Here is a 25,841-nt window from a genome sequence, read left to right on the forward strand (position 1 = left end):
CGCATGCCCATCCTTCGCTGGCGGTTTTGCGATGAAACTCATCCCCATGCGCAAAGCCTTGATAGGCGTGGCCCTCTCCGCCCTTCTCGCCCTAGCAGTCACACCCGCGGCCGCCGCACCGCCCGAACCCTCCCTGCCGGTCCAGGTCGACGGATCCAAGTCCGTCACGCTGATCACCGGTGACAAGGTGCAGATCACCCCAGCCGGCTCCGGCCGCAGCAACGTGCGCTTCTTCCCAACAGACGCGGCCCACAGCGGCTACGAGACGCGGACAGTCGGCAAGGACCTGTACGTCGTACCCGACAGCGCGGCCCGGCTCGTCAACAGCGGCAAGGTGGACCAGGCGCTGTTCAACGTGAGCGGTCTGATCCGGCAGGGGTACGACGACTCGTCCACCAGCCAGATCCCCGTCATCGCGACGTATAAGCCGACCGCCCGCGCAGCCCAACAGGCTGTGCCGTCCGGCTCCACCCGGACCCGGACCCTGCCCTCGGCGGATGCCGCGGCCTTCAAGACCGACAAGACCCGGGCTCACGACACCTGGCAGGTCCTGTCGACTGGCCGGGACGTGCAGAAGCTCTGGCTGGACATGAAGGTGCACAAGACCCTCGACCAGAGCGTGCCGTACGTCGGCGCCCCGCAAGCCTGGGCCGCCGGGTACGACGGAACCGGTACGACGGTCGCCGTCCTGGACTCCGGCGTCGACGCGGAGCACCCGGACCTGGTCGGCGCGGTCGAGGAGCAGCAGAACTTCACCGACAGCCCCGACGTCGCCGACCACGACGGTCATGGCACGCACACGTCGTCCACTGTCGCGGGACGTGGTGTCGCCTCGAACGGCCGCAACAAGGGCGTCGCCCCAGGCGCCCAACTGCTGTCCGGCAAGGTCCTGAACGACTCCGGCAGCGGTGACCTGTCATGGATCATCGCGGGCATGGAATGGGCCGTTGCCGAAGGCGCCGATGTGATCAGCATGAGCATCGGTACGTCGGAACCCGTCGACTGCACCGACCCGATGGCGGCCGCGGTCGACCGGATCAGCGCCGAGTCCGGCGTACTGTTCGTCGTTGCCGCAGGCAACCTTGGCGGACCGGCCGAGGCGATCACCAGCCCGGGCTGCGCCGCGTCCGCACTGACCGTGGCCGCGACCGACCTGACCCAGACCACCGCCGACTTCTCCAGCCGTGGTCCGGTCCTCGCCAACCACGCGGTCAAGCCCGACATCGCGGCGCCCGGCGTGGACATCACTGCCGCCCGGGCCGGCGGTCGCGGCGATTCGGCGTACATCGACATGAGCGGTACGTCGATGGCGACGCCGCATGTCGCCGGTGCGGCGGCGATCCTCAAGCAGGAGCACCCGAGCTGGACCGGGCAACAACTCAAGTCGGTCCTGCAGAACTCGGTGCGCGCCGAGAGCAAGGTCGGCATCTACGAGCAGGGCGCCGGTGAACTCGACGTCGCCAACGCGATCACGCAGAAGGTCTCCGGTCCGGGCACCACAGATCTCGGCACCTTCGCCTGGCCGCACACGCAGGATCAGAAGGTCACGAAGCAGCTGACCTATCACAACGACGGGACCGAGCCCGTCACGCTGACGTTCACCGCGGATGCCCGCGGCAACAATGGGAAGCCGTTGCCGTCATCCCTGATCAGCTTCGGCCAATCGCTGACCATCCCGGCCGGTGGCACTGCGGACCTGCCGGTCACCGTCGACCCGTCCGCGGCGATCGACCCCGGGTTGTACGGCGCGATCAGCACCCGAGTGGTTGCCAAGAGCAACACCGGGCAGACGGTCGTGACGCCGCTCGGCTTCTACCTCGAGCCGCAGTACGTCGACGTGACCTTCAAGCTGATCGACCGGGACGGGAAGCCGGCCGCGTCGATCAGCTCGCTGGACGTGTTCGACCTCGACAGCATCGCCGCGCAGCGAGTCGGCTTCGACGGCACCGACCAGACCCTCCACCTGCGGGCCGCCACGTACTCGCTCGCCGCGACGATCGCCCACGACGGCACCGACGGTTTGGTCGACTCCTACGCGTTCCTCGGTGATCCGGAGATCACGCTCTCCAAGAACACCACGATCACCTACGACGCCCGGAAGGCCGCCGAGGCGACCGTGACGACCGAGCGGCCGACGCAGCGCAAGGGCGGCAGCCTGACCTACGGCCGGATTGTTGACAACTGGATCCTCTCCTCGAGCCGGAGTTACGGGACCGGGGTGAAGTCGATCTACCTCGGTACGACGCCGAAGGTCCGCCGGGGGACGTTCGAAGTGGTCGAGGGCTGGCAGTACGGATCGCCGGCCGGTGCGAAGTCGCCGTACCTCTACAGCCTGGCGTTCACGCACGCGCAGCAGGTGAAGGGCAAGCCGGTGCACCGGGTCCGGGACCGCGACCTCGCGACGATCGACGCGACCTACTACACGCCAGGGAAGGATTACACCTACTCCGAGTACGTCGACGTGTGGCGGCCGTGGAGCATCAACCTGATCCCCACCGGCGACCGCGGATCCGTCGCGGCACCGACCCGGGTGCAGCACCTGGTCACTGCCGACAAGAACACCAAGGTGTCGCAGATGGTCGGGCATGCGGACACGATGGCGTGGCCGTTCGCGACCTTGATGACGTCGACTGCGACGGCGTACAAGGCTGGAAGTCGGCACAGCGAGAGCTGGTACAAGGCCGGGTTGCGGCCGGGGTTGGTGACCGATCAGACCACGGGGCAGAAGTTCGCGCCGGCGGCCCGCGAGGGGAACACGATCTGGAGCAACTTCGCCAGCTGGGCGGACACGCAGCCGGGTCACTTCTCGTCGCAAGGCTTCCTCGACCTCGGCGGCACGGAACTGCTCGCCGACGGGGTCTCGCTGGGGGAGTACGGGTACTACGGCCAGGGTGTGTGGGACGTGCCGGCCGCGGCGACGAATCTGGAGCTGAAGTACAACCTGATCCGGTGGCAGCGAGGCGACTACCAGTGGGAGTCACCGTCGACTGTCGAGACGCGGTGGAAGTGGCGCAGTTCGTCGGCGGACGCGGGTAAGCCGCTGCCGCTGCTGTTCCCCGACTACGACCTGCCGGTCGACCTCCACGACCGCGCGCCGCGAGTGCCGGCATTCCCCATCACGATCACGGCCGAGTCCGGTCAGTGGTACACCGCCGGCCGGTTCACCTCAGCCCGGGTCTCGGCGTCGTACGACGACGGTAAGACCTGGACCACCGTCCCGACGCTGAACCTCGGAACCAAGGCGATCGCGCTGGTCAACAACCTGAAGGCGACAACCTTCGTCACCCTCAAGGTCGACCTGACCGACTCCCACGGCAAGTCCGTCACGCAGACGCTGACGCACTTCTACGGGGTGGGAAGTTGAGGGTGCCGGACCGGGAAGCGCCTCACGGCGCGTGGCCGCTCGTAGCGGCTTAATTTGGGACCCGGGGCTTGCACCGGCCCGACACCTCGATCAGTGTAGCGGGTGCTCAAACCCCTTGTCCTGTTGAGATCTCGGGCCGCGAGACGCCATAACACACGCCATAACATCAGAACGCGCCGGACGCAACTACCAGAGGTGTCCGGCGCGTTCGGCCCGGGCCGCGGTCTGCAGCTGGTCGGCGGTCTCGACCAGTTTCGAGGCGGACAGCACCCGGTCGTGACCGTCGTCGGCCAGGTGCGCCCGTCCGGTCGCGACGATCCGCGCGAACGCGGCCGCCCGGTCCAGAGTCGTCGCGAAATCGCCGGTCGCGACACCCCGCAGTACGGCGTCCACCATGTCCCGCACCTCGGTCGGGCCGGGTGGCTCGGCGACGCCCGCGACGACGGCGTGCACCTCGGCGTACTTGCGGCCGGTGGCGAATTCGCGGGAGACCTCCTCCGCGGACGAATGCACCCAGGAACGCAGCACGTACAGCCGCCAGAGCGCCCCGGGCAACGAGTCGGCGGGCGAGTCGGACCACAGCTCGGCCAGCTCGTCCAGGCCGTATTCGTCGGCGAGCTTGACCACCCGCGCGTGGACCTCGGTGTCGCCGGACTCACGTACGCCGCGGACCAGCAGCTCGGCGGTCCGGTGCGCGGCCTCGGTGACGGTCGCCGGGTCGGCGGCACCGGGCAACGACTCGAACAACTTGTTGCCGGGCATGATCGGCCGGCGCGGATCGGGGGTGGCCACGGCCTCAATGGTGCCTGATGCACCCCACCCGCGCATGCCGACCGGCAAAACCCGTTGCGGGGGCTGATGTACTGGGCGCGTGATTCCCTTGGACACCTCACCGCAGGCGCTGGCCTTGCGGGCCGCGTACGACGAGCAGATCCGGTCCCGTCCGGGTAGTGCGAACGGCGGCACGATCGAGCACGTCGGAGCATTGATCCGCAAGGTCGGATTCGAGGGCGACGGCTTCCTGCAGTACCTCGGCGGCGTCGACGGCGCCGAGCTGGACCGGCTGATCGCCGACCAGGTCGAGTACTTCACGAAGCTCGGAGCGAAGGTCGAGTGGAAGTACTACTCGCACGACCTGCCGGCGGACCTGCCCGAGCGGCTGGCCAAGACCGGATTCGTGCCCGACGAGGAGGAGTGCCTCCTCATCGGCGACGTCGAGGAGCTGCCCACCGACGTCGTACTCCCCGAAGGCATCCGGTTGCGCGAGGTCACGTCGCGCGCGGATCTGGAGCGGATGCAGGCGATGGAGGAAGAGGTGTGGGGATACTCGCACTCCTGGCTGCCCGATGCGTTGACCGCGGCGCTCGCGGATGAGGACCCGGCCGCAGTGGTCGTGGCGGAGACCGACGAGGGCAAGGTCGTGTGCGCGTCCTGGATCCGGTTCCACACCGGGACGGACTTCGCCTCGTTGTGGGGCGGGTCGACGCTGGCTGAGTGGCGCGGGCGCGGCATCTACCGGGCGCAGGTGGCCTACCGGCGAAACCTCGCCGTCGAGCGCGGCTACCGCTACCTCCAGGTCGACGCGTCCCCGGACAGCCGCGGCATCCTGGCCCGCCTCGGGCTGCGGCCGGTCTCGGTCACCGTTCCGTACATCTGGAAGCCCTGACCGTCACAGCAGGTCGTACGATCGATTGGTGAGGCAGAAGGTCGGCTACTGCACGGCGCCGGATGCGGTGAAACTGGCGTACGCCGTGCACGGCTCCGGCCCGCCGATCGTCCGGGTGGCGACCTGGATGACGAACCTGGAGTTCGACTGGGACAGCCCGGTGTGGCGGCACTGGCTCGACGCGCTCGGGGACGGTCACACCCTGATCCGGTACGACGAACGCGGCTGCGGGCTCTCGGATCGCGACGTCGACGACATCTCGTTCGATGCCTGGGTGGCCGACCTCGAGGCAGTGGTCGACGCGGCTGGTGTCGACCGGTTCGCGCTGCTCGGCGTTTCGACCGGTGTCGCGGTCGCGGTCGAGTACGCGGCCCGTCATCCCGAACGGCTCACCCACCTCGTCCTGTACGGCGGTTACGCCCGCGGCCGGGAACTCCGGGGTGCGAGCGAGCGCCGGCTGCAGGACGCGCTAATCGCCGCGATCTCGGCCGGCTGGACCAATCCCGATCCCACCTTCCGCCATCTGTTCAGCATGCTGTTCCTCCCGGCCGGCACAGCCGAACAAATGGGCTGGTACGACGACCTGCAACGGAAAAGCACCTCGGCCGCGACCGCGGTCCGGATCTACAACGCACGCGGTCGCATCAACGTGGTTGACACCGCGGCGCAGGTGCGGACGAGAACGCTGGTCGTCCATCCGGCCGATGACCGCGTCGTACCGATCGGTGAGGGCCGGCTGCTCGCCACCCTGCTTCCCGACGCGCGACTGGTCGAGCTGGACTCGGCGAACCACATCATGCTGTCGGACGACCCTGCGTGGCCGAGGTTCGTCTCAGAGCTTCGCGATTTCCTGGGGACGAAACCGGTCACCGCTCGGCCGGGCGTCGAGGAGCTCAGCCGGCGCGAGTTGGAAGTCCTCGAACTCGTCGCGGCGGGCCTGACCAACGAGGCGATCGCAGAGCGGCTGAGCCTCAGCATCCGCACGGTGGAGCGGCATCTGACGAACACCTACGTCAAGCTGCGTGTCTCCGGCAAAGCCGGCCGTGCCGCCGCCGCAGCCAGGTTCTCCGAGGCCAACCAGCACTGATCCCCGACTGCGTGTTGACCGCCAGTCGGTCCTCGCGACATTGCGTGCTGGCGCCGATGCCGGGCACCCCTGCCGCTGCCTACCTTCACAGGTATCAGACCAGCGCCCGGGTTCCCGGGCAGTCCGAGGGAGGCATTCGATGAGTCACACAGTCACATCCGACCAGGCATCGGCGGTTCTGGCCGAGCCGACAGCGACGTACGACGTCCTTGGTGGTGGAGGCGTGCGGCTGCACGCCGCGGAGTGGGGCAATCGGCAGGGGCGTCCGATTCTCTTCATCCACGGATGGTCCGCCAGTCACCTCTGCTGGGCGCGTCAGCTGGAAGGCCGCCTCGCCGAGGACTTTCGGCTGGTGGCGTTCGACAACCGCGGCCACGGCATGTCCGAGAAGCCGTCGGACGCGGACAGCTATCGCGATCCGCGGTTGTGGGCCGACGACCTGGCCGCGGTCATCGATCAGCTCGGCCTCGACCGGCCGGTGCTGGTCGCCTGGTCGTACGGCGGGTTCATCGTCTCCGACTACGTCCGGGCGTACGGCGAGGAACGGATCGGCGCCGTCAACCTCGTCGGGGCCGCCGTCATGCTGAAGCCGCCGGCCTTCGACCACATCGGCCCCGGCTTCCTCGGGAACGCGCCGGACGCGAGCCGGCCGGACCTGGCCACGAACATCGCCGCGATCCGGCGCTTCCTCGACGTCTGCACCGCTGAGCCACTCGCCCCGGACGACTGGAGCGCCGCGCTGGCGTGGAACATGGTCGTTCCGCCCGCGGTCAGAGGAGCGCTGATCTCCCGCGAGATCGACAGTGACGACGTACTCGCCAGGCTGTCCCTGCCTGTGCTGGTGACGCACGGTCGGTCCGACACGATCGTGCTGCCCTCGATGTCCGAGCATGTCCTCGACGTCTGCAGGACCGCCAGGCCGTCCTGGTACGACGGCGTCGGCCACCTGCCGTTCGGTGAGGACCAGGTCCGCTTCGACCGTGAGCTCGCCGACCTCGCGGCGGCCGTCAATTGACCGGTGGTTTTGACCATCGGGTCAGTAGGCTCAAGTCATGGCGACTGCGGGGAAACCGAGCGGCAAGCTGGCCAAGAACCTGGTCAAGTACGGCGTGCGGTACGGGCCGCTGGTCGTCGAGGCGGTCCGGCACGGCCGTGAGCCGGCGCAGCAGGCGGTCCAGGCCGCGTGGGCCAAGCGGTCCGCGCGCCGGAAGGCGGTCGAGCATACTCTCACCGTGCGCGACGGCTCCTTGCTGAAGGTGATCAAGGACGGTCAGGCGATCTTCTTCGTGTTCTCCGGCGACGCGATCGTGACGACGTACCCACCGGTGCCGCAGAGCGCGTATCCCGAGCTGCTGCGGCACGCGGACCTGGACAAGCGGGAGCCGGCCGTGGTCCTGGCCGCGCGCAAGCCGAAAATCGCCCCGCATCTGCCGAAGGTCCGGCGGAAACGTTGACGCACGCGTAACATTCCGGACCCGACTGGGCAACAGGGCGGACGCACAGTGGAACCACGTTTCCACGAGGGAGGGCGTCCGCATGCTCTGGAAGATCAGGACTGAACTCGCCGACCGGCCCGGTGCTCTGGCCGAACTCGCTGCACGGTGTGGTGCGGACGACATCAACATCCTCAGCCTCGAGGTGTTCACCGCCGAATCCGGTGCCGTCGACGAACTGGTGGTCTCCGCCGGTGTCGGCTGGACCGCCGACTCCCTGACCGCGCTCGCCGCCGAGGCCGGTTGCATCGGTACGACGGTCCGCCCGTGCCAGGCCGACGTACTGAGCGATGCTCCGACCCGCTACCTGCGCGCCGTACTGCGGATGATCGACGACCCGATGTCCGTTGACGAAGAGCTGGGGAACCTGCAGGGCTTCGACGAGTACACGCCGGCCGAGTGGGCCCGGGCCGACGTGCTCGTCGAGATCGCTGGCCGGCTGGCCGAGCGCGAAGACGCCCAGGAGGGTCCGCGGCCCGGTAGCGGCGTACCTGTGCTGCGTACGGCGACAGTTGACGACGCCGATGCCGTCGTCGCGATGCACGAGCGGTGCTCGTACGAGAGCCGGACCCGTCGGTACCACGTGCCGATCCCGAAGCTGACGGCCCGGACCGCGCGCCACCTGTCCGCGCCGGCCGGCGGGGTGTCGGTCGTCGCATGCGTCGACGGCGCCGTGATCGGGATGGCGACGGCGGCGCCGTGGGAGGAGTTGGGGACCACGACGATGGAGGTCGCCGTACTCGTGGAGGACGGCTGGCAAGGACAAGGTCTCGGGCTCCGCTTGCTTCGTCAGGTGGTGGGGGAGGCGCGGGCACTCGGCGCCGACCGCGTGGTCTGCATGGTGCAGCCGGAGAACCACTCGATGCTGCGAACCCTCGAGCGGCTGCGGATGCGGTCCCGGGTGGTCCGGGACGGCGACAGCCTGATGGTCAGCGTCGCGCTGTCCGACCAGAGCCTGTCGCATGCGGTGGATCGGCCGTCGGTGCAATATCGTCATACGCGTGCCACCCCTTCCCACCGGCCGCAACCCACACGGTCTGCTGGTCAACCTGCCCGCGAGCACGCGCTCGCCGCTCTTTCAGCTCTTGAACCGATTGCTGATCGCGCTGGGGCTGCTGACCGTGATGGTGCTGATCGTGGTGGTCGACCGTGACGGCTACAAGGACAGCTACGACGGCAAAGTAGGGCTGATCGACAGCATCTACTACGCAACCGTCACGCTCACCACGACCGGGTACGGCGACATCACACCGGTGACGCCCACTGCCCGGCTGGTGAACGCCTTCATCGTGACTCCGCTGCGGATCGCGTTCCTGGTGGTTCTGGTCGGTACGACACTGGAAGTACTGGCCAACGAGGGTCGCCGGATCATGCGCGACACGCGCTGGAGGAAACGGATGAAGGACCACACCATCGTCGTCGGCTACGGCACCAAGGGCCGGTCGGCCGTGCAGACACTGCTCAGCAACGGGGTGAAGCGGGACACCATCGTGGTGATCGACCCGCGGGCCCAGGCGATCGGTGACGCGGGCAACGACCAGATGGCCGCGTTCCACGGCGACGCGACCAACCGGACGGTACTGCGCCGTGCTGAGGTGATGACCGCCCGCGAGGTGATCGTCACCACCGACCGCGACGACTCGGCGGTGCTGGTCACGCTGGCGGTCCGGCAGCTGAACCCGAACGCGCACATCGTGGTCGCGGTCCGCGAAGAGGACAACGTGCCGCTGCTCCGGCAGAGCGGCGCGGATGCGGTCGTCACCTCCTCCGAAGCAGTCGGTCGGCTGCTCGGCCTGACCTCAGTCAGCCCGAACCTCGGCGAGGTGATGGAAGACCTGCTGACGTACGGCGAAGGTCTCGAGGTGGCCGAACGCCCCGTCCTCGGCCGCGAGGTCGGCAAGCCCCCCTCCGCAGTACCCGACCGCGTCGTCTCGGTCGTCCGCGACGGCAAGGTCCACCGGTACTACGACTCCAACGTCTCGGTCCTGGCCGCCGGCGACAAGCTCATCGTCGTCCGCCCCGCCAAGGAAACCCCCTGGGCCGAACGCCCCGGCGCGGACGAGACCGAGGAATAAGTCACAGCTTGATCTACCGGCGGTCCTGAGGTTGACCGCCGGGCAGTGGCGTCCTAATGTCGGGCTTGTAAACGATTACAAGAACGATTACAGGAGGCCGGCGTGAGTCGTCCGACGATCGCTGGGGTGGCCCGGGCAGCGGGGGTCTCGGTGGCGTCGGTGTCGCGCGTGCTGAACGGGCTGCCGGCCACCGAAGAGATGGCTGAGCGGGTGCAACGGGCGGTCGCGGACCTCGGGTACGTGCCGGATTCGCGGGCTCGGTCGCTCAAGGTCGGGCGGACGTTCCAGCTGACGCTGGCCGTCGCGGACGTCGGTAACCCGGTGTACGTGACGATGATGCGCGCGGTCGAAGAGGTCGTGTCCGCGGCCGGTTACCGGTTGGTGGTCACGACGACCGGGCCGGAGATCGTGGACGAGGTCGCGCTGGTCCGGGGGATGGCTCGCGGGTACGCCGACGGCCTGCTGATCAGCCCGATCCGCGTCGACGAGGACCTGGTCAAGTCGATCCGCGAGTGCGAGGTGCCGGTCGTTGTCGCCGGTAACGTACCGGCCAAGGCCGGCGTCGATACGGTACGGGCGAATTCGCCGAAAGGCATGCTGCTCGCCGTCAATCACCTGGTCGCGAAGGGCCGCCGGCGAATCGCCTTCCTGAACGGCCCCGCCGACACCGTTCCGGGAACCGCCCGGGCCAAAGGCTTCGCAGACGCCCTGAAAGCTCACAAGCTGCAACCAATCGCCGTGGCCGAGGCGACCGACTTCACCTTTACTGCGGGGCGGGCCGCGGCGCCCGCGTTGCTGGGCGTGAAAGTCTCGGCCGGTCTCCCGGACGCGGTGATCTGCGCGAACGACCTGCTCGCCGTGGGCTTGATGCACGAGCTGGCTGCTGCTGGGCTCGAGGTACCAGCGGATGTTGCTGTGGTCGGGATGGACGACAGTGAGTTGGCTGAGCAGTGTTTTCCGACCTTGACGAGTGTGAATCTCGGATCGGCAGAGCGGGGGCGACGAGCGGCTGAGTTGCTGTTGGCAAGGATCGAGGACAACGACCGGACTCCGCGACGCATCGTCGTACAGCCGTCGTTGAGCATCAGGAGGTCGACCCCGTGACGGCCACTCTGACTGCTCCGACGCAGGTGAAGAAGCCGGGTCGGCCGAAGCAGAATCGGGAAGCGATCTTCCTCTTCCTGCCGGCGTTGCTGCCGGTGCTCGTGCTCAGCGTCTACCCGCTGATCCGCGGCATCGCGCTCGGCTTCACCAACGCACGCGCCGGTCTGCACGTCGACACGAACTTCGTCGGCTTCGACAACTTCAGCAAGCTCCTGCACAACGGGCTGTTCTGGGACTCGTTCCGGATCGGCGTGATCTGGACGCTGTCGGTCACAATCCTCCAGTTCGTCGCCGCACTCGGCCTGGCCCTGCTGCTGAACACGGACATCAAGTTTCGCGGCGTCGCCCGTACCATCGCGTTGATCCCGTGGGCGATGCCGCCCGTGGTCGTCGCGATCATGTGGCGACTGCTGCTGCACCCGACCAACGGCCCGGTCAACGAGATCCTGCAGAACCTGCACCTCACTGACCACCCGATCAACTTCCTCGGCAACTTCAGTACGGCGCTGCCGGCCGTGATCGTGGTCGGTATCTGGGTCGGCATGCCGATGACGACCGTCACTCTGCTGGCCGGTCTGCAAGGCATCGACCGCACTCTGTACGAAGCGGCCGCGGTCGACGGCGCGAGTGCCTGGAGCCAGTTCTGGAACATCACGCTCCCGCAGCTGCGGACCGTGATCGTGGCGATCACCAGTCTGGACATGATCTGGAACTTCAACTCGTTCGGCCTGGTCTACGTACTGACCGCGGGCGGCCCGGGTGGCAAGACGATGCTGCCGATGCTGTTCGCCTACAACGAGGCCTTCCGGTACGGGAACTTCGGCATGGCCGCCGCGATGGGCGATGTGATGGTCGTGATCATCATCGTGTTCCTCGCGTTCTACCTACGGAACCGGCTGAGGACGGAAGCATGAGAACCCGCTCCGGCACCCGCGTCCTGCAGTACGTCGCTGTCCTCTGCTACCTGATCTTCCTCGGCTTCCCGCTGCTCTGGCTGATCTCCAGCTCGCTCAAGTCGCCGCAGGAGTTCGCGAGCATCACGCCGACCCTGTTGCCGAAGCATTTCGACCTGTCCAACTACACCGACGCGCTGAACGAGCAGGGCCTGATCCGGGGCCTCGGCAACAGTCTGCAGATCTCGATCTACACCACGATCCTGGTGCTGATCGTCGCGCTGCCGGTGTCGTACGCGCTGGCCCGGTTCCGCAGCCGGCTGCGTCCGCTGACGAACGGCTGGATCCTGGTCAGCCAGGTGTTCCCGGTGATCCTGATCGTGATCCCGCTGTTCATGATCCTGCGCCCGCTGCACCTGACGAACACGATCCCCGGTGTGGTGATCGTCTACATGGTCTGGTCGCTGCCGTTCGCGCTCTGGATGCTGCAGGGGTACGTCGCTGCCGTGCCGCGCGAACTCGAAGAGGCAGCGTCCGTCGACGGCGCGAGCCGGCTGCGGACGATCGTGTCGATCGTGATGCCGCTGCTCCGGCCGGGCCTGATCGCAACCGCGATGTTCACCTTCATCTCGTCCTGGAACGAGTTCTTCTTCGCCCTGGTCCTCTTGCAGGATCCACAACTCAAAACGCTTCCATTGGTGCTCGCCCGATTCGTCGGCGCCGAGGGCCAGGTCCAATTCGGTCCGCTCGCCGCAGCCTCAGTACTGGCGACGGTCCCCAGTCTCGTGTTCTTCGCCTTCCTGCAGCGCCGGTTGACCTCCGGCCTGTTGAGCGGCGCAGTCAAGGGTTAAGGAGAAGCAATGAAGAAGGTCATGACCGCGCTGTTCGCGGCGGGCGCACTGGTGGCGCTCGCGGCGTGCGGGGGCAACAGCAGCAACGACAACAGTTCGGGCTCCTCGACCGAGAAGGTGACGCTGAAGTTCCAGAGCCTCGCCTTCCAGAAGACGACCGTTGCCGCGACCAAGAAGATCGTCGCGGACTGGAACGCCGCCAACCCGAACATCCAGGTCGAGTACGTCCAGGGCAGCTGGGACTCCGTACACGACCAGCTCGTCACCCAGTTCCAGGGCGGGACCGCGCCGGACATCATCCACGACGAGTCCGCCGACATCACCGGCTTCATCAACCAGGGCTACCTCGCGGATCTCTCGCCGTACCTGAGCCAGGGGACCAAGGACGCCGTCTCGCAGGGCGTCTGGGACACGGTCTCGAACGACGGCAAGGTGTACGCCGCGCCGACCCTGATGCAGTCGTACGTCGTACTGGCGAACACGGCGACGCTCAAGCAGGCCGGGATCACCGCGACCGGTGACTCGCTCAGCTGGGACGACCTGGCCGCCGACGCCAAGAAGCTGACGGCGAACGGCAAGTACGGACTCGGCTGGGGTCTGAAGAGCCCGACCGCGACCGTGCTCAACCTCGGTATGAACTTCGACGCCAAGTTCTTCGACGGCACCGGCACCGACGCGAAGGCAGTGATCGGTGACCCGGAGCTCGAGGTGCCGAAGCGGATCCATGCGATGGCCTACGACGACAAGTCGATCGACCCGACCTCGCTGACCCAGAGCGCGACCGACGTACTGCCCGGGTTCTACGCCGGCAAGTACGGAATGATTGTGGTCGGCAACTATGCCGCCCAGCAGATCCTGCAGGAGGCGCCGAAGGGTTTCCAGTGGGAGGTGCTGCCGCCGCTGAAGGGCACCAGCACCAAGCAGGCCGCGAACCCGCAGACGTTGTCGGTGCCGGCCGAGGGCAAGCACATCGAGCAGTCGGCGAAGTTCATCGACTACTTCATGCAGGCCGACAACCTGGCCGCGGTCGGTCAGGGTGACTGGCTGATCCCGACCACGCAGGCGGCCCGGGACGCGATCCTGAAGGCGACCGGCGGCAAGAACGGCTGGCCGGAGACGCTTGCCAGCGGCACCGAGTTGACCAAGGCGCCGTTCCAGAGCGTGGAGAACTACCCGAAGTGGAAGGACCAGATCGCGACGCCGGCGTTCCAGGAGTTCCTGGCGAACAAGACCGACCTCGCAGCGCTGGGCAAGAAACTGAGCGATGGATGGAGTCAGGTCAACCAGTGATGCCGGAAAAAAGCGGCACTGTGCTCGAACAGAAGGCAGCAGGTGTCCTCGTCGGCTCCGCGGTCGGTGACGCGATCGGTGGAGCCGTCGAGGGCTGGACCCCGGAGGCGATCCGGGAGCGGCACGGCGGCTGGGTGACCGGCATCGTCGGCCCGTGGTACGACGACTGGCGGACGGCTCGTCCGATCGCGCCGTACCACAAGGGCGACGGGCACATCACCGACGACACCTTGATGACGCACGCGCTGGTCGAGGTGTACGACGAACGCCGTGCGCACCTGGACGCCTACGCGGTCGCCGAGTCGCTGGTGCCGAAGATGCTCAACGGGACCCGCTGGATCCCGGAGCTCGAGGCGGACGCGTTGCTGCTGCAGCGGGTGTTCCTGGCCGAGAAGTGGCTGGTCGCCCGGCTGCACTACGGGCACGTCGATCCACGCGAGGCCGGCGTCGGCAACATCGTCAACTGCGGTGCGGCGATGTACATGGCGCCGGTCGGGGTCGCCAACGCGGGCGACCCCGAGGGTGCGTACGCCGAGGCGCTCGACGTCGCCGGTGCGCACCAGTCGAGCTACGGACGGGAGGCGGCCGGCGTGTTCGCGGCCGCCGTCGCCGCCGCGATGATCCCGGGCGCGACCCCCGCCTCGGCGGTCGAGTCCGCGATCGGCCTGGCCAAGGACGGCACTCGGAGGGCCGTCGAGGCAGTGGCCGAAGCGGCCGACGGAATCACTGACTGGGAGCAGGCGATTCCCCTGCTGCGTAAGGCGATCGAGCCCTACGACACGGTCGGTCCCGACTACCGCAACCTGTCGATGGACGCCCGTCGTCCGAGCCGTACCAAGGCGATCGAGGAGCTTCCGGTCGCGCTCGGCTTCGTCCTCGTCTCCGAGGGAGATGTACGACGGGCAGTCCTGGGCGGCACGAACTACGGCCGTGACGCGGACTCGATCGCGTCGATGGCCGGCGCGATCACGGGTGCTCTGAGCGGACGGGACGGCGTACCGGAAGACTGGGCGACCGAGATCGCCGAGGCGAGCAAGACGGACCTGGAGCAGCCAGGCCGGGTGATGGCTTCCGTGGCGGTCGAGCTGCGGGATGCCGACGCGCGTCGATGGGCGCGCCGCAACGATGTGCTGGAGACTCTGACTCGATGAGATTGTCATGGGTGCAGCCGGAGGACCTCCTCCCGCACCAACTGGTCCAGGCCCGATCCGAGGGAGTGGACGTCACCGACGTCCAGGCCCGCTGGCTGGCCGCCGGCGGTACGACGGACGCTCCGGTGTCCGGTGCGACCGACGAGCCCGCCGCCCCGGCGTTGCGTGCGCTCGCGCGGGAGCTGCTCGACGTACTGGATGCGCGGACGGCGCCGTGGCAGGCACCGGAGATTCCGGAGCTGCCGTCGCTCGGTGCACCCGTCGATCTCGAGCAGCGGACGTTGAACGGCTGGCTCGGTCGGGCCGCGGGGAACCTGCTCGGCAAGCCGGTGGAGAAGATTCCGCGGGAGGGCATCCGGGAGATCCTGGAGACCTCGGGTCAGTGGCCGTTGCGGCAGTACATCACCGCGGTCGGCGTATCGGCCGAGGTGGAGCAGCGCTGGCCGTGGAACCGGCGGTCGAAGGAGACCAGCCTGCGCGAGGTCATCAACGGGATGCCCGAGGACGACGACATCAACTTCGCCATCCTCGCCCTGCTGATGATGGAGCGGTTCGGGCCCGGGATGACCACCGAGGACGTGGCACAGAGCTGGCTGAACGACCTGCCGGCCGGGCGCGTGTTCACCGCCGAACGTGTTGCCTACCGCAACCTTCTGGAAGGTGTCGAGCCGGCCCGGGCGGCCGTGGTCGGCAACCCGTTCCGCGAGTGGATCGGTGCGCAGATCCGGACCGACGCCTACGGCTGGGCGCACCCCGGCGACCGTACTGCGGCCGCCCGGCTGGCCCTGGTCGACGCAAGGCTGAGCCACACCGGCGCCGGCGTCGACGGAGCCCTCTGGGTCGCGGCGATGTCCGCGGCGGCGCTCGTACTCGACGATCCGGCCGAGGCTGTCGTTGCCGGCCTCGACGTGATCGGGCCGCAGGGCGCGATCGCCCGCGCTGTCCGGTTCGGACTGACCCTCGCGGACGCCACGCTGGATGACGCGCTCGACGCTCTGCATGCGGAGTACGGCGACCTGCATTGGGTACATGCGGTGAACAACACCGCACTCACCGCGTGGGCGCTGACCGCTCCGGATTTCACCACGGCGATCGGTCGTGCGGTGATGGCCGGTTGGGACACGGACTCGGCCGGCGCGACCGTGGGTGCTGTGTTTGGTGCGACGCGTGGGGTTCCGGCAGAGTGGTCCACACCACTGGACAACCGGGTGACCACAAGTCTGCCCGGCATGAATCAGATCGCGATCGACGAGCTGGCGCGGAGGACTGTGGAGGTGGCCCGGGGTGGTTCCTGATGTTGTCGTGGTCGGAAGCGCCAATGTTGACCTGGTGCTGCCGGTCCAGCGGATTCCGCGCCCCGGCGAGACAGTCCTCGCGGGTGCGATGACTCGTGGTCCGGGCGGTAAGGGAGCCAACCAAGCAGTTGCTTCGGCCCGAGCCGGCGCCCGAACGGCGATGGTTGTCGCCCTCGGTGACGACGACGGCGGTGCGCTGCTGCGCGGCGCGCTCGGCGACTCCGGGGTCTACCTCTCGCTGGCGACAACGAGCGACGCCCCGACCGGTACGGCGATCATCACCGTCGAGCAGAGCGGCGAGAACTCGATCGTCGTCGCGCCCGGTGCGAACGGCGAGTTGACCCTGTCGGCGGCCTCGCTCACCGCGATCGGCGAAGCGAAAATCACGCTTTCCCAATTGGAGATCCCGTTCCCGACCGTCCAGGCGGCGGCCGCGGCTTCGGCGTACTTCATCCTCAATGCGGCGCCGGCGGCTGAGCTCTCGGACGACCTGCTCGCCGAGGTCGACCTCCTCGTGGTGAACGAGACCGAGGCCGAGGCGATCGTTGGTCCGGACCGGTCCGCGTTGCTGAAGAAGGTGCCGGCTGCGATCGTCACTCTCGGCGGCGACGGCGCGGTGATCCTGACCCAGGATGCCGACGAGATCGCGGTTCCCGGCGTACGCGTCGACGTCGTGGACACGACCGCAGCGGGCGACACTTTCTGTGGAGTGCTGGCCGCAGCTTTGGCTGCCGCGTCAGCTACCGGCCCGATCGCCGGAACCGACCTGACGAACGCGGTCCGACGCGCTAACGTTGCTGCTTCATTGAGTGTTGAGGTCGCGGGGGCGATTCCCTCGGTGCCGCACGGGGATGCAATCGACGCGCGTTATGCGGAGGTGTACCTGTGAATCCGCTCGAACCCCGGCCTATCGATCTACCGGCGACGGTCGATCTGGGGCTTGGGGCCGACCTGTCCTTCCTGGACGACGCCAAGATCCTCGGCGCCCCGGAAGACCCGTCCGACCTGCCGCGCTGGCGCGGCCGGCTGGCCGAGTGGAAGGTCGGCGCCTTCGAACGGGCCCGGTACGACGGCTCGCAGTACGACGTACCCGGCCGCGAGTGGACCCAGACGGCGTACTCGGTGGCGCTGGTCTGGCTCTGGGACGACTTGCTGTACGACGTGTCGACCGGCCGGTTCACGCCGGAGAAGTTCGTCCGGCACGGGGTCGACGAGTTCGGCGGGTACGACGCGATCGTGCTCTGGCACGCGTACCCGGTGATCGGGATCGACGACCGGAACCAGTTCGACTTCTACCGCGACGTACCGGGGCTGCGGCCGTTGATCGACGAGCTGCACCGGCTCGGCCTGAAGGTGTTCTTCGACTACAACCCGTGGGATGTCGGCACCCGGCGGGCGGCGCGATCCGACGCGGACGAGTTCGCCGCGATGGTGACCGACTACGCCGTCGACGGGGTCTTCCTGGACACGTTGAAGGAGGGCGATCCGGCCTTCACCCGTGCGTTGCGGAAGGCGAATCCGGCGATCGCGTTCGAGGGCGAGTCACGGTTGCCGATGGCAAGGATCGGGGACCACGCGCTGTCCTGGGCGCAGTGGTTCGCCGACACCTACGCGCCGGGTGTACTGCGCGCGCACCTGTTCGAGCGCCGGCACATGATGCACCACACCCGCCGGTGGAACCGTGACCACAGCGACGAGCTGCAGTCCGCCTGGGTGAACGGCGTCGGCATGCTGGTCTGGGAGTCGGTGTTCTCCGCCTGGGTCGGCTGGAACGCTCGCGACCGGGCGACGCTGCGCCGGATGATCGCCGCCCAGCGTGCGTTCGCGCCGGTGCTGATCGACGGCGACTGGATCCAGCTGACGCCGGAGATCCCGGAGAAGGCCCGCGACCACGGCGTCTACGGGTCGCGGTTCGACCTGGCCGACATCACCTTCTGGCCGCTGATCAACCGCGACGAGGAGGACTTCGACGGCATCGTGTTGCGCTCCGAGGACCAGGTCGGCGACTGGTACGACGTGACCTCGGGTGTGCCGATCACCTCGGACGACGACGGCGTACATCTGGTCGTGCCGGGGCGTGGCGTGGCCGGCATCATCAGGGTCGGCGCGACCGCCGGTTCTTCGTGCCGGGCGACGGCACGCCGGCTGGGCACGATGCCGCGGCCGCACGTGGCCGACTCAGCGTTTCCGATGCGTCCGGCCGAGCTGGTCACGGTGCCGGTGACTTCTGGGGACGCGTCGATCGGCTCGACGGTCGCCGTACCGGCTGGGAAGCAGACTTTGACGGTCCGGCATCGGCGGCGCGAGACCGGGCTGTACGACACCGCGCCGTACGTCGAGGAGTGGAAGCCGCTGCCGCCTCGGCTGCACGACATGCAGACGGTCGAGCGCGAGGTCGAGCTGCCCGGCATCTCGGTGGCTGTGCGTGAGGTGACCAACGCTGAGTACGCCGAGTTCCGCAAGGCGACCGGATATCGGCCAGTCGTCGCGAACCGGTTCCTGAAGCACTGGGTCGACGGCGCTCCCGTTCCCGGGACCGAGGACCACCCGGTGACGTACGTCGAGCTGGCGGACGCGCGGGCGTACGCCGCCTGGCGCGGCGGCCGACTGCCGACCGAGGACGAGTGGCAGCTCGCGGCCGCGGTCGACGGATTCGAACGCGCCGAGCCGCTGGTTTGGAACCTCACCGAGAGCGAGCACCGCGACGGCCGCAGCCGGTTCTGCATCCTCAAGGGCGGCTCGCACTACGTTGCGCAGGGTTCTGACTGGTACGCCGACGGTGGGCCGCAGGAGCCGGAGGTCAGCTTCAAGCTGGTGCTGACCGGAGGTGGTCTCGATCGCTCCGAGACCATCGGCTTCAGGTGCGCGGGATGAGGTCTGCTGCACTCGACGGCGTGAAGGTGCTGGAGGCGGCGACGCTGTTCGCGGGACCGCTGGCGGCGACCTTCCTCGGTGACTTCGGGGCCGACGTCACGAAGATCGAGCACCCGTCCCGACCTGATGCCGCGCGGACACACGGCGCCTCGAAGGACGGGGTCGGGCTGTGGTTCAAGACGCTCGGCCGGAACAAGCGGCTCGCCACGCTCGACCTGTCCCAGGGTCGCGATGTCTTTCTCGAACTGGTGCGTGCGAATGACGTCCTGGTCGAGAACTTCCGGCCGGGGACGTTGGAACGCTGGGGTCTTGGCCCAGACGTGCTCCTCGAGGCGAACCCGCGCTTGGTGATCGCGCGGGTGACGGCGTTCGGGCAGGTCGGACCGTGGTCCCGGCGGCCCGGGTTCGGGTCGCTGGCCGAGGCGATGAGCGGGTTTGCGGCGGTCACCGGTGAGCCGGACGGTCCGCCGACGTTGCCGCCGTTCGGGCTCGCTGATGGGATCACCGCGCTCGCTACGGCGTACGCCGTCCTGGTCGCGTTGCGCGAGCGGGATCGGTCCGGGGCCGGTCAGGTGATCGACATGGCGATCATCGAACCGATCCTGATGATGCTCGGCGGCGGCATCACGGCGTACCAGCAGACCGGGTACGTGCAGCCGCGGCTGGGGAACCGGTCGTCGAACAACGCGCCGCGGAACGTCTACCAGACTTTGGACGGTCGGTGGGTTGCCGTGTCCACCAGCTCCCAGAGCATTGCCGAGCGGGTAGTGACGTTGGTCGGCCGGGCAGATCTGGTCGCCGAGCCGTGGTTCGGGACCGGACGGGAGCGGGCCGAGCACGCCGACGAGCTCGACGAGGCGGTCGGGTCGTGGATCGCGGAACGGCCGCTGGACGAGGTGATGGCCGAGTTCGAGAAGGCCGAGGCCGCGGTCGGGCCGGTGCACGACATTCGCGGGATCATGACCGATCCGCAGTACGCCGCACTCGGGACAATCGTCAGCGTCGACGACGACGAGCTCGGCGGGCCGGTCCAGATGCAGAACGTGCTCTTCCGGCTGTCCGAGTCGCCGGGGTCGATCCGGTGGGCCGGCGGGCCGCATGGTGCGAACACCGACGAGGTGCTCGCGGAGATCGGCGTCACGCCGGATCAGCTCGCAGCGTTGCGGGCAGCCGGCGTGGTGTAGGGGGCTGATGTGCTGACGGGACTCTACGTTCCGGCCAACCGGCCGGACCGGTTCGCGAAAGCTGTTGCCGCGGGCCCCGATCTGGTGGTGTTCGACCTGGAGGACGCCGTACCGGTCGACGACAAGGCGGACGCGCGCGGCTGGGCGGTCGCCTGGATCGCGGCGAACGCGCATGGGCCGGTGGAGATCCGGATCAATGCGCTCGGGTCGCCGTGGATCGAGGACGACCTGGCCGCGATCTCGTCCGTCCCGAACGCGCGCATCCGGCTGCCGAAGGTGGAGAGCGCGGACGACGTACGGGCCGTGCTGGAGAAGGTGCCTTCGGCAAGGATCACCGCGCTGATCGAGTCGCCGCTGGGAGTGGAGCGGGCCTTCGAGATCGCCACTGCCGATCCGCGGGTGATCGCGGTCGCGCTCGGGGAGGCGGACCTGTCCAGTGCTTTGGGGGTGGACGACACGGCGGGACTGGCTTGGTCCCGCGGGCGGTTGGTGTCGGCGTCCAGGGCGGCCGGGCTGGGGGCGCCGATGATGTCGGTCTATCCGCGCGTCGACGATTTCGACGGGTTGCGGCGTACCTCGCTGGAAGGGCGTTTGCTCGGCTTCGTCGGTCGTACGGCGATCCATCCGCGGCAGCTCACCACGATCGTCGAGGCGTTCACACCGTCGGCGGTCCAGGTGGCCGAGGCGGAGGCGCTGCTCGAGGCGGTCGACAAGGCCGGCGTGTCCGAGGGCGGCGTGATCGTGCTGCCCGACGGCCGGATGGTCGACCCGGCGATGGTCGGGCGCGCCCGCGAGGTCACCGCCCTGATGCGCGAGATCTCATCCCGGTCAAGTTAGGCTCGACGCATGCTGCCGCGCAGTGTTGATGCCGTGGTGGTCGGCTCGGGGCCGAACGGGCTCGTGAGTGCGATCACGCTCGCCGACGCAGGCTGGGACGTACTGGTACTGGAGGCCGCCGACACGTTCGGCGGCGCGGTCCGGTCGACCGAGGAGCGCGGCTGGATCAGTGATCGTTTCAGTTCGAACTACCCGCTCGGGGTCGCGTCGCCGGTCATCCGGGCGCTGGAGCTGGAGAAGTTCGGCCTGAAGTGGGCGAACGCGCCGCTGCCGCTGGTGCATCTGCTCGACGAGGACGGTGCCGCGGCGGCGATCCATCCGGATCCCGAGGACACGGCGAAGTCGCTCGGCGCGGAGCACCCGGGTGATGGTGACGCGTGGCTGCGGCTGTACCAGCAGTACGTGTCGATCCGGGAGCCGTTGCTGAACGCGCTGCTCACGAGCTGGCCGCCGGTCGTGCCGGGGCTGAAACTGGCTCGCAAGCTGGGTTCGGCGGGGGAGTTGCTGCGGTTCGCGCGGTTCATGGCGATGCCGATGCACCGGATGGGACAGGAGCTTTTCACCGGGCGGCACGGTCCGGCGATCATCGCCGGGAACGCGCTGCACGCCGACGCCCCGTTGTCGGGCAGCGTCAGCGGGACGATGGGCTGGCTGCTCGCGATGATGGCCCAGGACGTCGGCTATCCGGTCGCGGCCGGCGGTTCGTCGGCGTTCTCCTCGGCCTTGGTACGGCGGGCCGAGCGAGCAGGCGCCTTGCTGGTCTCGGGTACACCGGTCACCGGCATAGAGGTCTCCGCCGGCCGAGTGACCGCCGTACGCACGGCATCCGGCGAGACTGTGTCGGTCGCGCGGGCCGTTGTCGCTGACACATCAGCACCGGTGCTGTACGGCGAGTTGTTGCCGGAGGCACTCATTCCGGCGGGGCTGCGGCGGGATCTGGACGAGCGGTTCGAGTGGGACTACCCGACGGTCAAGCTGAACTTCCGGCTGAGCGGGCCGATCCCTTGGACATCCGTGGAGGCGCGGTCGGCCGGCGTCGTACACCTGGGTGGGACTGCTGATGACCTCGTACATGTGTCCGCGGACCTTGATACCGGACGGGTGCCGGCTCAGCCGTTCTTGCTGATCGGACAGACCACGAAGTCGGATCCGTCGCGGTCGCCGGAAGGCACCGAGGCGGTCTGGGCGTACTCGCACCTGCCGCGCGGGATCGCGGACGACGGGTCGGCGGAGAAGCTGGCTGGCCGGATGGAGCGCGCGATCGAGCGATTCGCTCCGGGGTTCGGCAACCTGGTCATCGATCGCGACCTGCAACGTCCGTCGGCGCTGGAGTCGTCGAACGCGGCCCTCGGATTCGGAGCCGTCGGCGGCGGGACGATGCAGCTGCACCAGCAGCTGGTCTTCCGCCCGACCATCGGCCTGGGCAGCGCCCGCACCTTCGTCACCGGCCTGTACCTAGGCAGCTCCGCCATCCACCCCGGCGGCGGAGTCCACGGCGCCTGCGGCCACCTAGCCGCCCGAACCGCCCTCCGAGACGCCTCCCTCCTAGGCCCCGTCACCCGGACTCTCCCCACCGCCGCCCTACGCCACCTCCAACGCTGACCCACACCCCACCCGGCTCGCCCACCAGTCCGCCACCCGCACCGCCCGCCCGCCACCCGCACCGCGGCCACCGGCGCCCTCGCCTGTACGACCCCGGCCAATTTGGTTGGTCAACCCACCAGGTTGGGGGTTCCTGACCCGCGTTAAGGGTGGGGAACCCCCAATCTCGTGGGTGGACCAGGCAAATTCGTGGGTGGACCAGGCAAATGTGGGTGGGGTGGAGATGAGCGTGGTTAGGGTTGAGGGGTGCGACTGGATGAGGCGACGTGTCGGGGGCGGGTGGCGGCGGGGCGGGTGGGGCGGCTGGTTACGGTTGGGGCTGACTTGCGGCCGCACGTCGTACCGGTGACTTATGCGGTGCACGGGGATGAGTTGTTCATCGCGATCGACCAGAAGCCGAAGTCGACGACCGCGTTGAAGCGGCTACGGAACATCGAGGCTCATCCGCAGGTCGCGGTGCTGGTGGACGAGTACGACGAGGATTGGACGCATCTGTGGTGGGTCCGACTCGACGGGGTGGCGCGCGTGCTGGACGAGCATCCGGCTGCGGTTGAGCTGCTGGTGGCGAAGTACCCGCAGTACGACGCCGACCCGCCGCGTGGGCCGGTGATTGCGATCCGGGTTGACGGGTGGTCGGGCTGGTCGTTCAGCTGATGTGCAGCTCGACAGGAGGTGTCCGCTCGCCCCGGGTACGCCGAGGCTCAGCGGAGCGGCCGATCGGGCTTAGTGGACGTATACGTACTGTCGAGCTGCAGGCCGCGTAGGCTCGGCGGGGTGAATGTGGAGGGGCTGTTACGGGAGCTTGCGCCGCAGGTGTTGGGGTTTTTGGCTCGGCGGCATGGGCAGTTTGATTTGTGTGAGGACGCCGTACAGGAGGCGTTGCTGGCGGCGGCTCAGCAGTGGCCGGTGGATGGTGTGCCGGCGAATCCGCGGGGGTGGTTGATCACCGTTGCGACGCGGCGGTTGACCGACGCCTTCCGGAGTGAGAGCGCGCGGCGACGGCGTGAGGACAGTGTCGCGGCGATGGCCGGTCCGGAGGAGTTGGTTGCCCCGGGCGCGGATGTCGACGAGGCGCCGGATGCTGATGACACGTTGACGTTGCTGTTCCTGTGCTGTCATCCGGCGGTCACGCCGGCTTCGCAGGTCGCGCTGACGCTGCGGGCGGTCGGTGGTTTGACGACGGCGGAGATCGCCCGGGCGTTTATGGTGCCGGAGGCAACGATGGCGCCGCGGATCAGCCGGGCGAAGAAGAGCATCAAGGCCGCGGGCAGCCGGTTCGCGATGCCACCGGAACCCGAGCGGGCCGAACGACTGCGCGTCGTACTGCAAGTGCTGTACCTGATCTTCAACGAGGGCTACACGGCAAGCTCGGGGGAGTCCTTGCAGCGGGTCGAGCTGACCGCCGAGGCGATCCGGCTGGCGCGGATGCTGCGGTCCTCGTTGCCGGACGATGGTGAGACCGCGGGCCTGCTGGCGTTGATGTTGCTGACCGACTCCCGCCGCGCGGCGCGCACGACCGCGGACGGCGGCCTGATCCCGATCGACGAGCAGGACCGCACACGGTGGGACGGTGCGCAGATCACCGAAGGCGCGGAGCTGATCTTCCACACGCTGCAGCAAGGGACGGTCGGGCCGTACCAGTTGCAGGCTGCGATCGCCGCAGTCCATGCAGAGGCGCCGACCGCGGACGACACCGACTGGCCGCAGATCGTCTCGCTGTACCTGCTGCTGGAGAAGCTCGCCCCGAACCCGATGGTCACCCTCAACCGCGCGATCGCGCTCTCGCAGGTCGAGGGCCCGCAGGCAGGCCTCGACCTGCTCGCGACGCTCGAGGACGACAAGAACATCACCGAGACCCACCGGCTGGACGCCGTACGAGCGCACCTCTACGAGCGCGCCGGCGAGCTGACCAAAGCCCACGACCACTATCTGGCCGCAGCCCGCCGTACGACGAGCCTCCCCGAGCAGCGCTACCTACAGGCCAAGGCCGACGCGATCACGGGATGAGGCGGTAGAAGGCGAACATCGACGTACGGAACGCCAGTACCTGCGTCTGGCTGAACCCGGCCTCGGTGGCGTAGCGGCGGAGGGTGTCCGGGCGCATCAGCGCGCCGGTCGCGGCCGACTCCGGGTCGCCCATCGCTTCGGGCAGGCAGGACATCAGGCTCCAGCCGTAGTGGTAGCGCTCCAGCTCGGGGGCGGGGGCGATGAACTGGTCCTCGACGAGTTCGTCGACGATCAGCACCGAGCCGCCGTCCGCGAGCATGTCTCGTGCACTGCGCAGGGCGTCGACCGGGCGGGGGATGTCGTGCATGGCCTCGAGGATCGTGACCAGGTCGAACTGGCCGCTCCGGGACTGGTCGGATGCGTTCGCGACCGCGAAACTCACCCGATCGGCCAGCCCTGTTTCCCGGGCGTGACCGGTTGCCGCGGCGATGGCGTCCTCGTCGAGGTCCACGCCCTGGACGGTGATGTTCGGGTAGGACTGGGCCATCGCGATGGAGGACCAGCCGGTGCCGCAGGCGAAGTCGGCCACTCGAGCCGGAGGGTCGGCGCGGAGGCGCGCGTCGAGCTCGGGGATGGCGGGCAGCCACTCCTTGCCCAACAGGTTCAGGTACGTCGGCCGGTTGAACTCGGCTCGTCCCTCGGGCTCCCACGGCTGGTGTGGCGGGGCGTCGCCGGTGCGGAACGCCTCGACCAGATCCGGGAGCATCCGGGCCGCCCGGGCGAGCTCGACGCCCTGGTAGCCGTGGTAGTCGACGTTCTCCTCGTCGGCCAGCACCGGGACGTGTTCGGGCGGCAGCGTGTAGCGCCGTTCGGTCGGAGCCGCCGTGACGTCGTCGACGTCGACGAGACCGCTGGCGGCGTGGTGCTCGAGCCACTCGCGGATGTACCGCTCGTTGGTGCCGGTGCGTTCGGCCAACTCGACCGAGGTGGCCGCGCCCTTGTCGGCGAGCGCTCGGTACAGCCCCAGGCGCTCGCCGAGATAGATGGAGTAGATCTCGAGCGCGGCCCCGGCGTTCCGGAAGATCCGCTCGACAAGTGCGTTGGTCCGGTCCATGGAGTGGATCGTAC

General features: G+C 68.5%; 22 protein-coding genes. 20 read left to right on the plus strand and 2 right to left on the minus strand.

The window, feature by feature from the left end; all coding sequences use genetic code 11:
- Positions 1–46: 46 nt before the first annotated feature.
- Positions 47–3,364 carry a S8 family serine peptidase gene (locus EV650_RS00650; RefSeq protein ID WP_166677972.1) on the plus strand — a complete coding sequence of 1,106 codons (3,318 nt, stop codon included), beginning with the start codon at positions 47–49 and terminating at the stop codon, positions 3,362–3,364.
- 186 nt (positions 3,365–3,550) lie between these two features.
- Here EV650_RS00650 and EV650_RS00655 read toward each other — a convergent pair whose 3' ends face one another.
- The gene (locus tag EV650_RS00655) at positions 3,551–4,156 is read right to left on the minus strand and encodes a hypothetical protein (RefSeq protein WP_134114252.1); all 606 of its coding nucleotides are present in this window, start codon (positions 4,154–4,156) and stop codon (positions 3,551–3,553) included.
- A 79-nt stretch (positions 4,157–4,235) separates the two neighbouring features.
- Here EV650_RS00655 and EV650_RS00660 point away from each other — a divergent pair, with 79 nt between their 5' ends.
- From EV650_RS00660 to EV650_RS00750, 19 genes are all read left to right on the plus strand, one after another.
- Positions 4,236–5,030 carry a GNAT family N-acetyltransferase gene (locus tag EV650_RS00660; protein ID WP_134114254.1) on the plus strand — a complete coding sequence of 265 codons (795 nt, stop codon included), beginning with the start codon at positions 4,236–4,238 and terminating at the stop codon, positions 5,028–5,030.
- Between the two features lie 28 nt (positions 5,031–5,058).
- Positions 5,059–6,117: an alpha/beta fold hydrolase gene (locus EV650_RS00665; protein ID WP_134114256.1), complete on the plus strand. Its 1,059-nt coding sequence runs from the start codon at positions 5,059–5,061 to the stop codon at positions 6,115–6,117.
- A gap of 139 nt (positions 6,118–6,256) precedes the next feature.
- Positions 6,257–7,132 carry an alpha/beta fold hydrolase gene (locus EV650_RS00670; RefSeq protein WP_134114258.1) on the plus strand — a complete coding sequence of 292 codons (876 nt, stop codon included), beginning with the start codon at positions 6,257–6,259 and terminating at the stop codon, positions 7,130–7,132.
- Between the two features lie 37 nt (positions 7,133–7,169).
- Entirely contained in the window at positions 7,170–7,571 is a 402-nt protein-coding gene (locus EV650_RS00675; protein ID WP_238173949.1) for a hypothetical protein, read from the plus strand.
- Between the two features lie 82 nt (positions 7,572–7,653).
- The gene (locus tag EV650_RS00680) at positions 7,654–8,763 is read left to right on the plus strand and encodes a GNAT family N-acetyltransferase (RefSeq protein ID WP_134114260.1); all 1,110 of its coding nucleotides are present in this window, start codon (positions 7,654–7,656) and stop codon (positions 8,761–8,763) included.
- A complete protein-coding gene (locus EV650_RS00685; protein WP_134119806.1) occupies positions 8,735–9,685 on the plus strand; it encodes a potassium channel family protein in 951 nt (316 codons plus the stop codon). The genes EV650_RS00680 and EV650_RS00685 overlap by 29 nt, the downstream gene beginning before the upstream one ends.
- Positions 9,686–9,787: 102 nt before the next feature.
- Positions 9,788–10,789: a LacI family DNA-binding transcriptional regulator gene (locus EV650_RS00690; protein ID WP_134114262.1), complete on the plus strand. Its 1,002-nt coding sequence runs from the start codon at positions 9,788–9,790 to the stop codon at positions 10,787–10,789.
- Entirely contained in the window at positions 10,786–11,703 is a 918-nt protein-coding gene (locus EV650_RS00695) for a carbohydrate ABC transporter permease (RefSeq protein ID WP_134114264.1), read from the plus strand. The genes EV650_RS00690 and EV650_RS00695 overlap by 4 nt, the downstream gene beginning before the upstream one ends.
- On the plus strand, positions 11,700–12,533 hold the full coding sequence (locus EV650_RS00700) for a carbohydrate ABC transporter permease (RefSeq protein ID WP_134114266.1): 834 nt from the start codon (positions 11,700–11,702) through the stop codon (positions 12,531–12,533). The genes EV650_RS00695 and EV650_RS00700 overlap by 4 nt, the downstream gene beginning before the upstream one ends.
- Before the next feature lie 9 nt (positions 12,534–12,542).
- Positions 12,543–13,823, plus strand: a complete 1,281-nt coding sequence (locus EV650_RS00705; protein ID WP_134114268.1) for an ABC transporter substrate-binding protein — start codon at positions 12,543–12,545, stop codon at positions 13,821–13,823.
- Positions 13,823–14,974, plus strand: coding sequence for an ADP-ribosylglycohydrolase family protein (locus EV650_RS00710; protein ID WP_134114270.1), 1,152 nt, complete (start codon positions 13,823–13,825; stop codon positions 14,972–14,974). The genes EV650_RS00705 and EV650_RS00710 overlap by 1 nt, the downstream gene beginning before the upstream one ends.
- Positions 14,971–16,269 (plus strand): ADP-ribosylglycohydrolase family protein, encoded by a 1,299-nt coding sequence (locus tag EV650_RS00715; RefSeq protein WP_134114272.1) that lies wholly within the window; start codon positions 14,971–14,973, stop codon positions 16,267–16,269. The genes EV650_RS00710 and EV650_RS00715 overlap by 4 nt, the downstream gene beginning before the upstream one ends.
- Positions 16,259–17,158 carry a ribokinase gene (locus tag EV650_RS00720; protein WP_134114274.1) on the plus strand — a complete coding sequence of 300 codons (900 nt, stop codon included), beginning with the start codon at positions 16,259–16,261 and terminating at the stop codon, positions 17,156–17,158. Before EV650_RS00715 ends, EV650_RS00720 begins: the two co-directional genes overlap by 11 nt.
- Complete coding sequence (locus EV650_RS00725; protein WP_134114276.1) at positions 17,155–19,143, plus strand: SUMF1/EgtB/PvdO family nonheme iron enzyme; 1,989 nt, start codon at positions 17,155–17,157, stop codon at positions 19,141–19,143. The genes EV650_RS00720 and EV650_RS00725 overlap by 4 nt, the downstream gene beginning before the upstream one ends.
- A complete protein-coding gene (locus EV650_RS00730; RefSeq protein WP_134114278.1) occupies positions 19,140–20,327 on the plus strand; it encodes a CaiB/BaiF CoA transferase family protein in 1,188 nt (395 codons plus the stop codon). Before EV650_RS00725 ends, EV650_RS00730 begins: the two co-directional genes overlap by 4 nt.
- Before the next feature lie 9 nt (positions 20,328–20,336).
- Positions 20,337–21,164: an HpcH/HpaI aldolase/citrate lyase family protein gene (locus EV650_RS00735; RefSeq protein WP_134114280.1), complete on the plus strand. Its 828-nt coding sequence runs from the start codon at positions 20,337–20,339 to the stop codon at positions 21,162–21,164.
- A gap of 9 nt (positions 21,165–21,173) precedes the next feature.
- A complete protein-coding gene (locus tag EV650_RS00740) occupies positions 21,174–22,766 on the plus strand; it encodes a phytoene desaturase family protein (RefSeq protein WP_134114282.1) in 1,593 nt (530 codons plus the stop codon).
- Positions 22,767–23,012: 246 nt separating this feature from the next.
- Positions 23,013–23,420: a TIGR03668 family PPOX class F420-dependent oxidoreductase gene (locus EV650_RS00745; RefSeq protein WP_134114284.1), complete on the plus strand. Its 408-nt coding sequence runs from the start codon at positions 23,013–23,015 to the stop codon at positions 23,418–23,420.
- 120 nt (positions 23,421–23,540) lie between these two features.
- A complete protein-coding gene (locus tag EV650_RS00750) occupies positions 23,541–24,773 on the plus strand; it encodes an RNA polymerase sigma factor (protein WP_134114286.1) in 1,233 nt (410 codons plus the stop codon).
- Here the strand turns inward: EV650_RS00750 and EV650_RS00755 are convergent.
- On the minus strand, positions 24,763–25,827 hold the full coding sequence (locus tag EV650_RS00755; protein WP_134114288.1) for a class I SAM-dependent methyltransferase: 1,065 nt from the start codon (positions 25,825–25,827) through the stop codon (positions 24,763–24,765). The two genes, EV650_RS00750 and EV650_RS00755, sit on opposite strands and share 11 nt — an antisense overlap.
- Positions 25,828–25,841: the final 14 nt, after the last annotated feature.

It is taken from the genome of Kribbella kalugense, from assembly GCF_004365875.1.
Lineage (GTDB): Bacteria > Actinomycetota > Actinomycetes > Propionibacteriales > Kribbellaceae > Kribbella > Kribbella kalugense.

Excerpts from the sequence above, each read along its gene's own strand:
- EV650_RS00650 (WP_166677972.1), top strand. The coding sequence starts at position 47 with ATGCGCAAAGCCTTGATAGGCGTGGCCCTCTCCGCCCTTCTCGCCCTA.
- EV650_RS00670 (WP_134114258.1), top strand. The coding sequence starts at position 6,257 with ATGAGTCACACAGTCACATCCGACCAGGCATCGGCGGTTCTGGCCGAG.
- EV650_RS00675 (WP_238173949.1), top strand. The coding sequence starts at position 7,170 with ATGGCGACTGCGGGGAAACCGAGCGGCAAGCTGGCCAAGAACCTGGTC.
- EV650_RS00680 (WP_134114260.1), top strand. The coding sequence starts at position 7,654 with ATGCTCTGGAAGATCAGGACTGAACTCGCCGACCGGCCCGGTGCTCTG.
- EV650_RS00685 (WP_134119806.1), top strand. The coding sequence starts at position 8,735 with ATGGTGCTGATCGTGGTGGTCGACCGTGACGGCTACAAGGACAGCTAC.
- EV650_RS00700 (WP_134114266.1), top strand. The coding sequence starts at position 11,700 with ATGAGAACCCGCTCCGGCACCCGCGTCCTGCAGTACGTCGCTGTCCTC.
- EV650_RS00705 (WP_134114268.1), top strand. The coding sequence starts at position 12,543 with ATGAAGAAGGTCATGACCGCGCTGTTCGCGGCGGGCGCACTGGTGGCG.
- EV650_RS00710 (WP_134114270.1), top strand. The coding sequence starts at position 13,823 with ATGCCGGAAAAAAGCGGCACTGTGCTCGAACAGAAGGCAGCAGGTGTC.
- EV650_RS00715 (WP_134114272.1), top strand. The coding sequence starts at position 14,971 with ATGAGATTGTCATGGGTGCAGCCGGAGGACCTCCTCCCGCACCAACTG.
- EV650_RS00730 (WP_134114278.1), top strand. The coding sequence starts at position 19,140 with ATGAGGTCTGCTGCACTCGACGGCGTGAAGGTGCTGGAGGCGGCGACG.
- EV650_RS00740 (WP_134114282.1), top strand. The coding sequence starts at position 21,174 with ATGCTGCCGCGCAGTGTTGATGCCGTGGTGGTCGGCTCGGGGCCGAAC.
- EV650_RS00755 (WP_134114288.1), bottom strand. The coding sequence starts at position 25,827 with ATGGACCGGACCAACGCACTTGTCGAGCGGATCTTCCGGAACGCCGGG.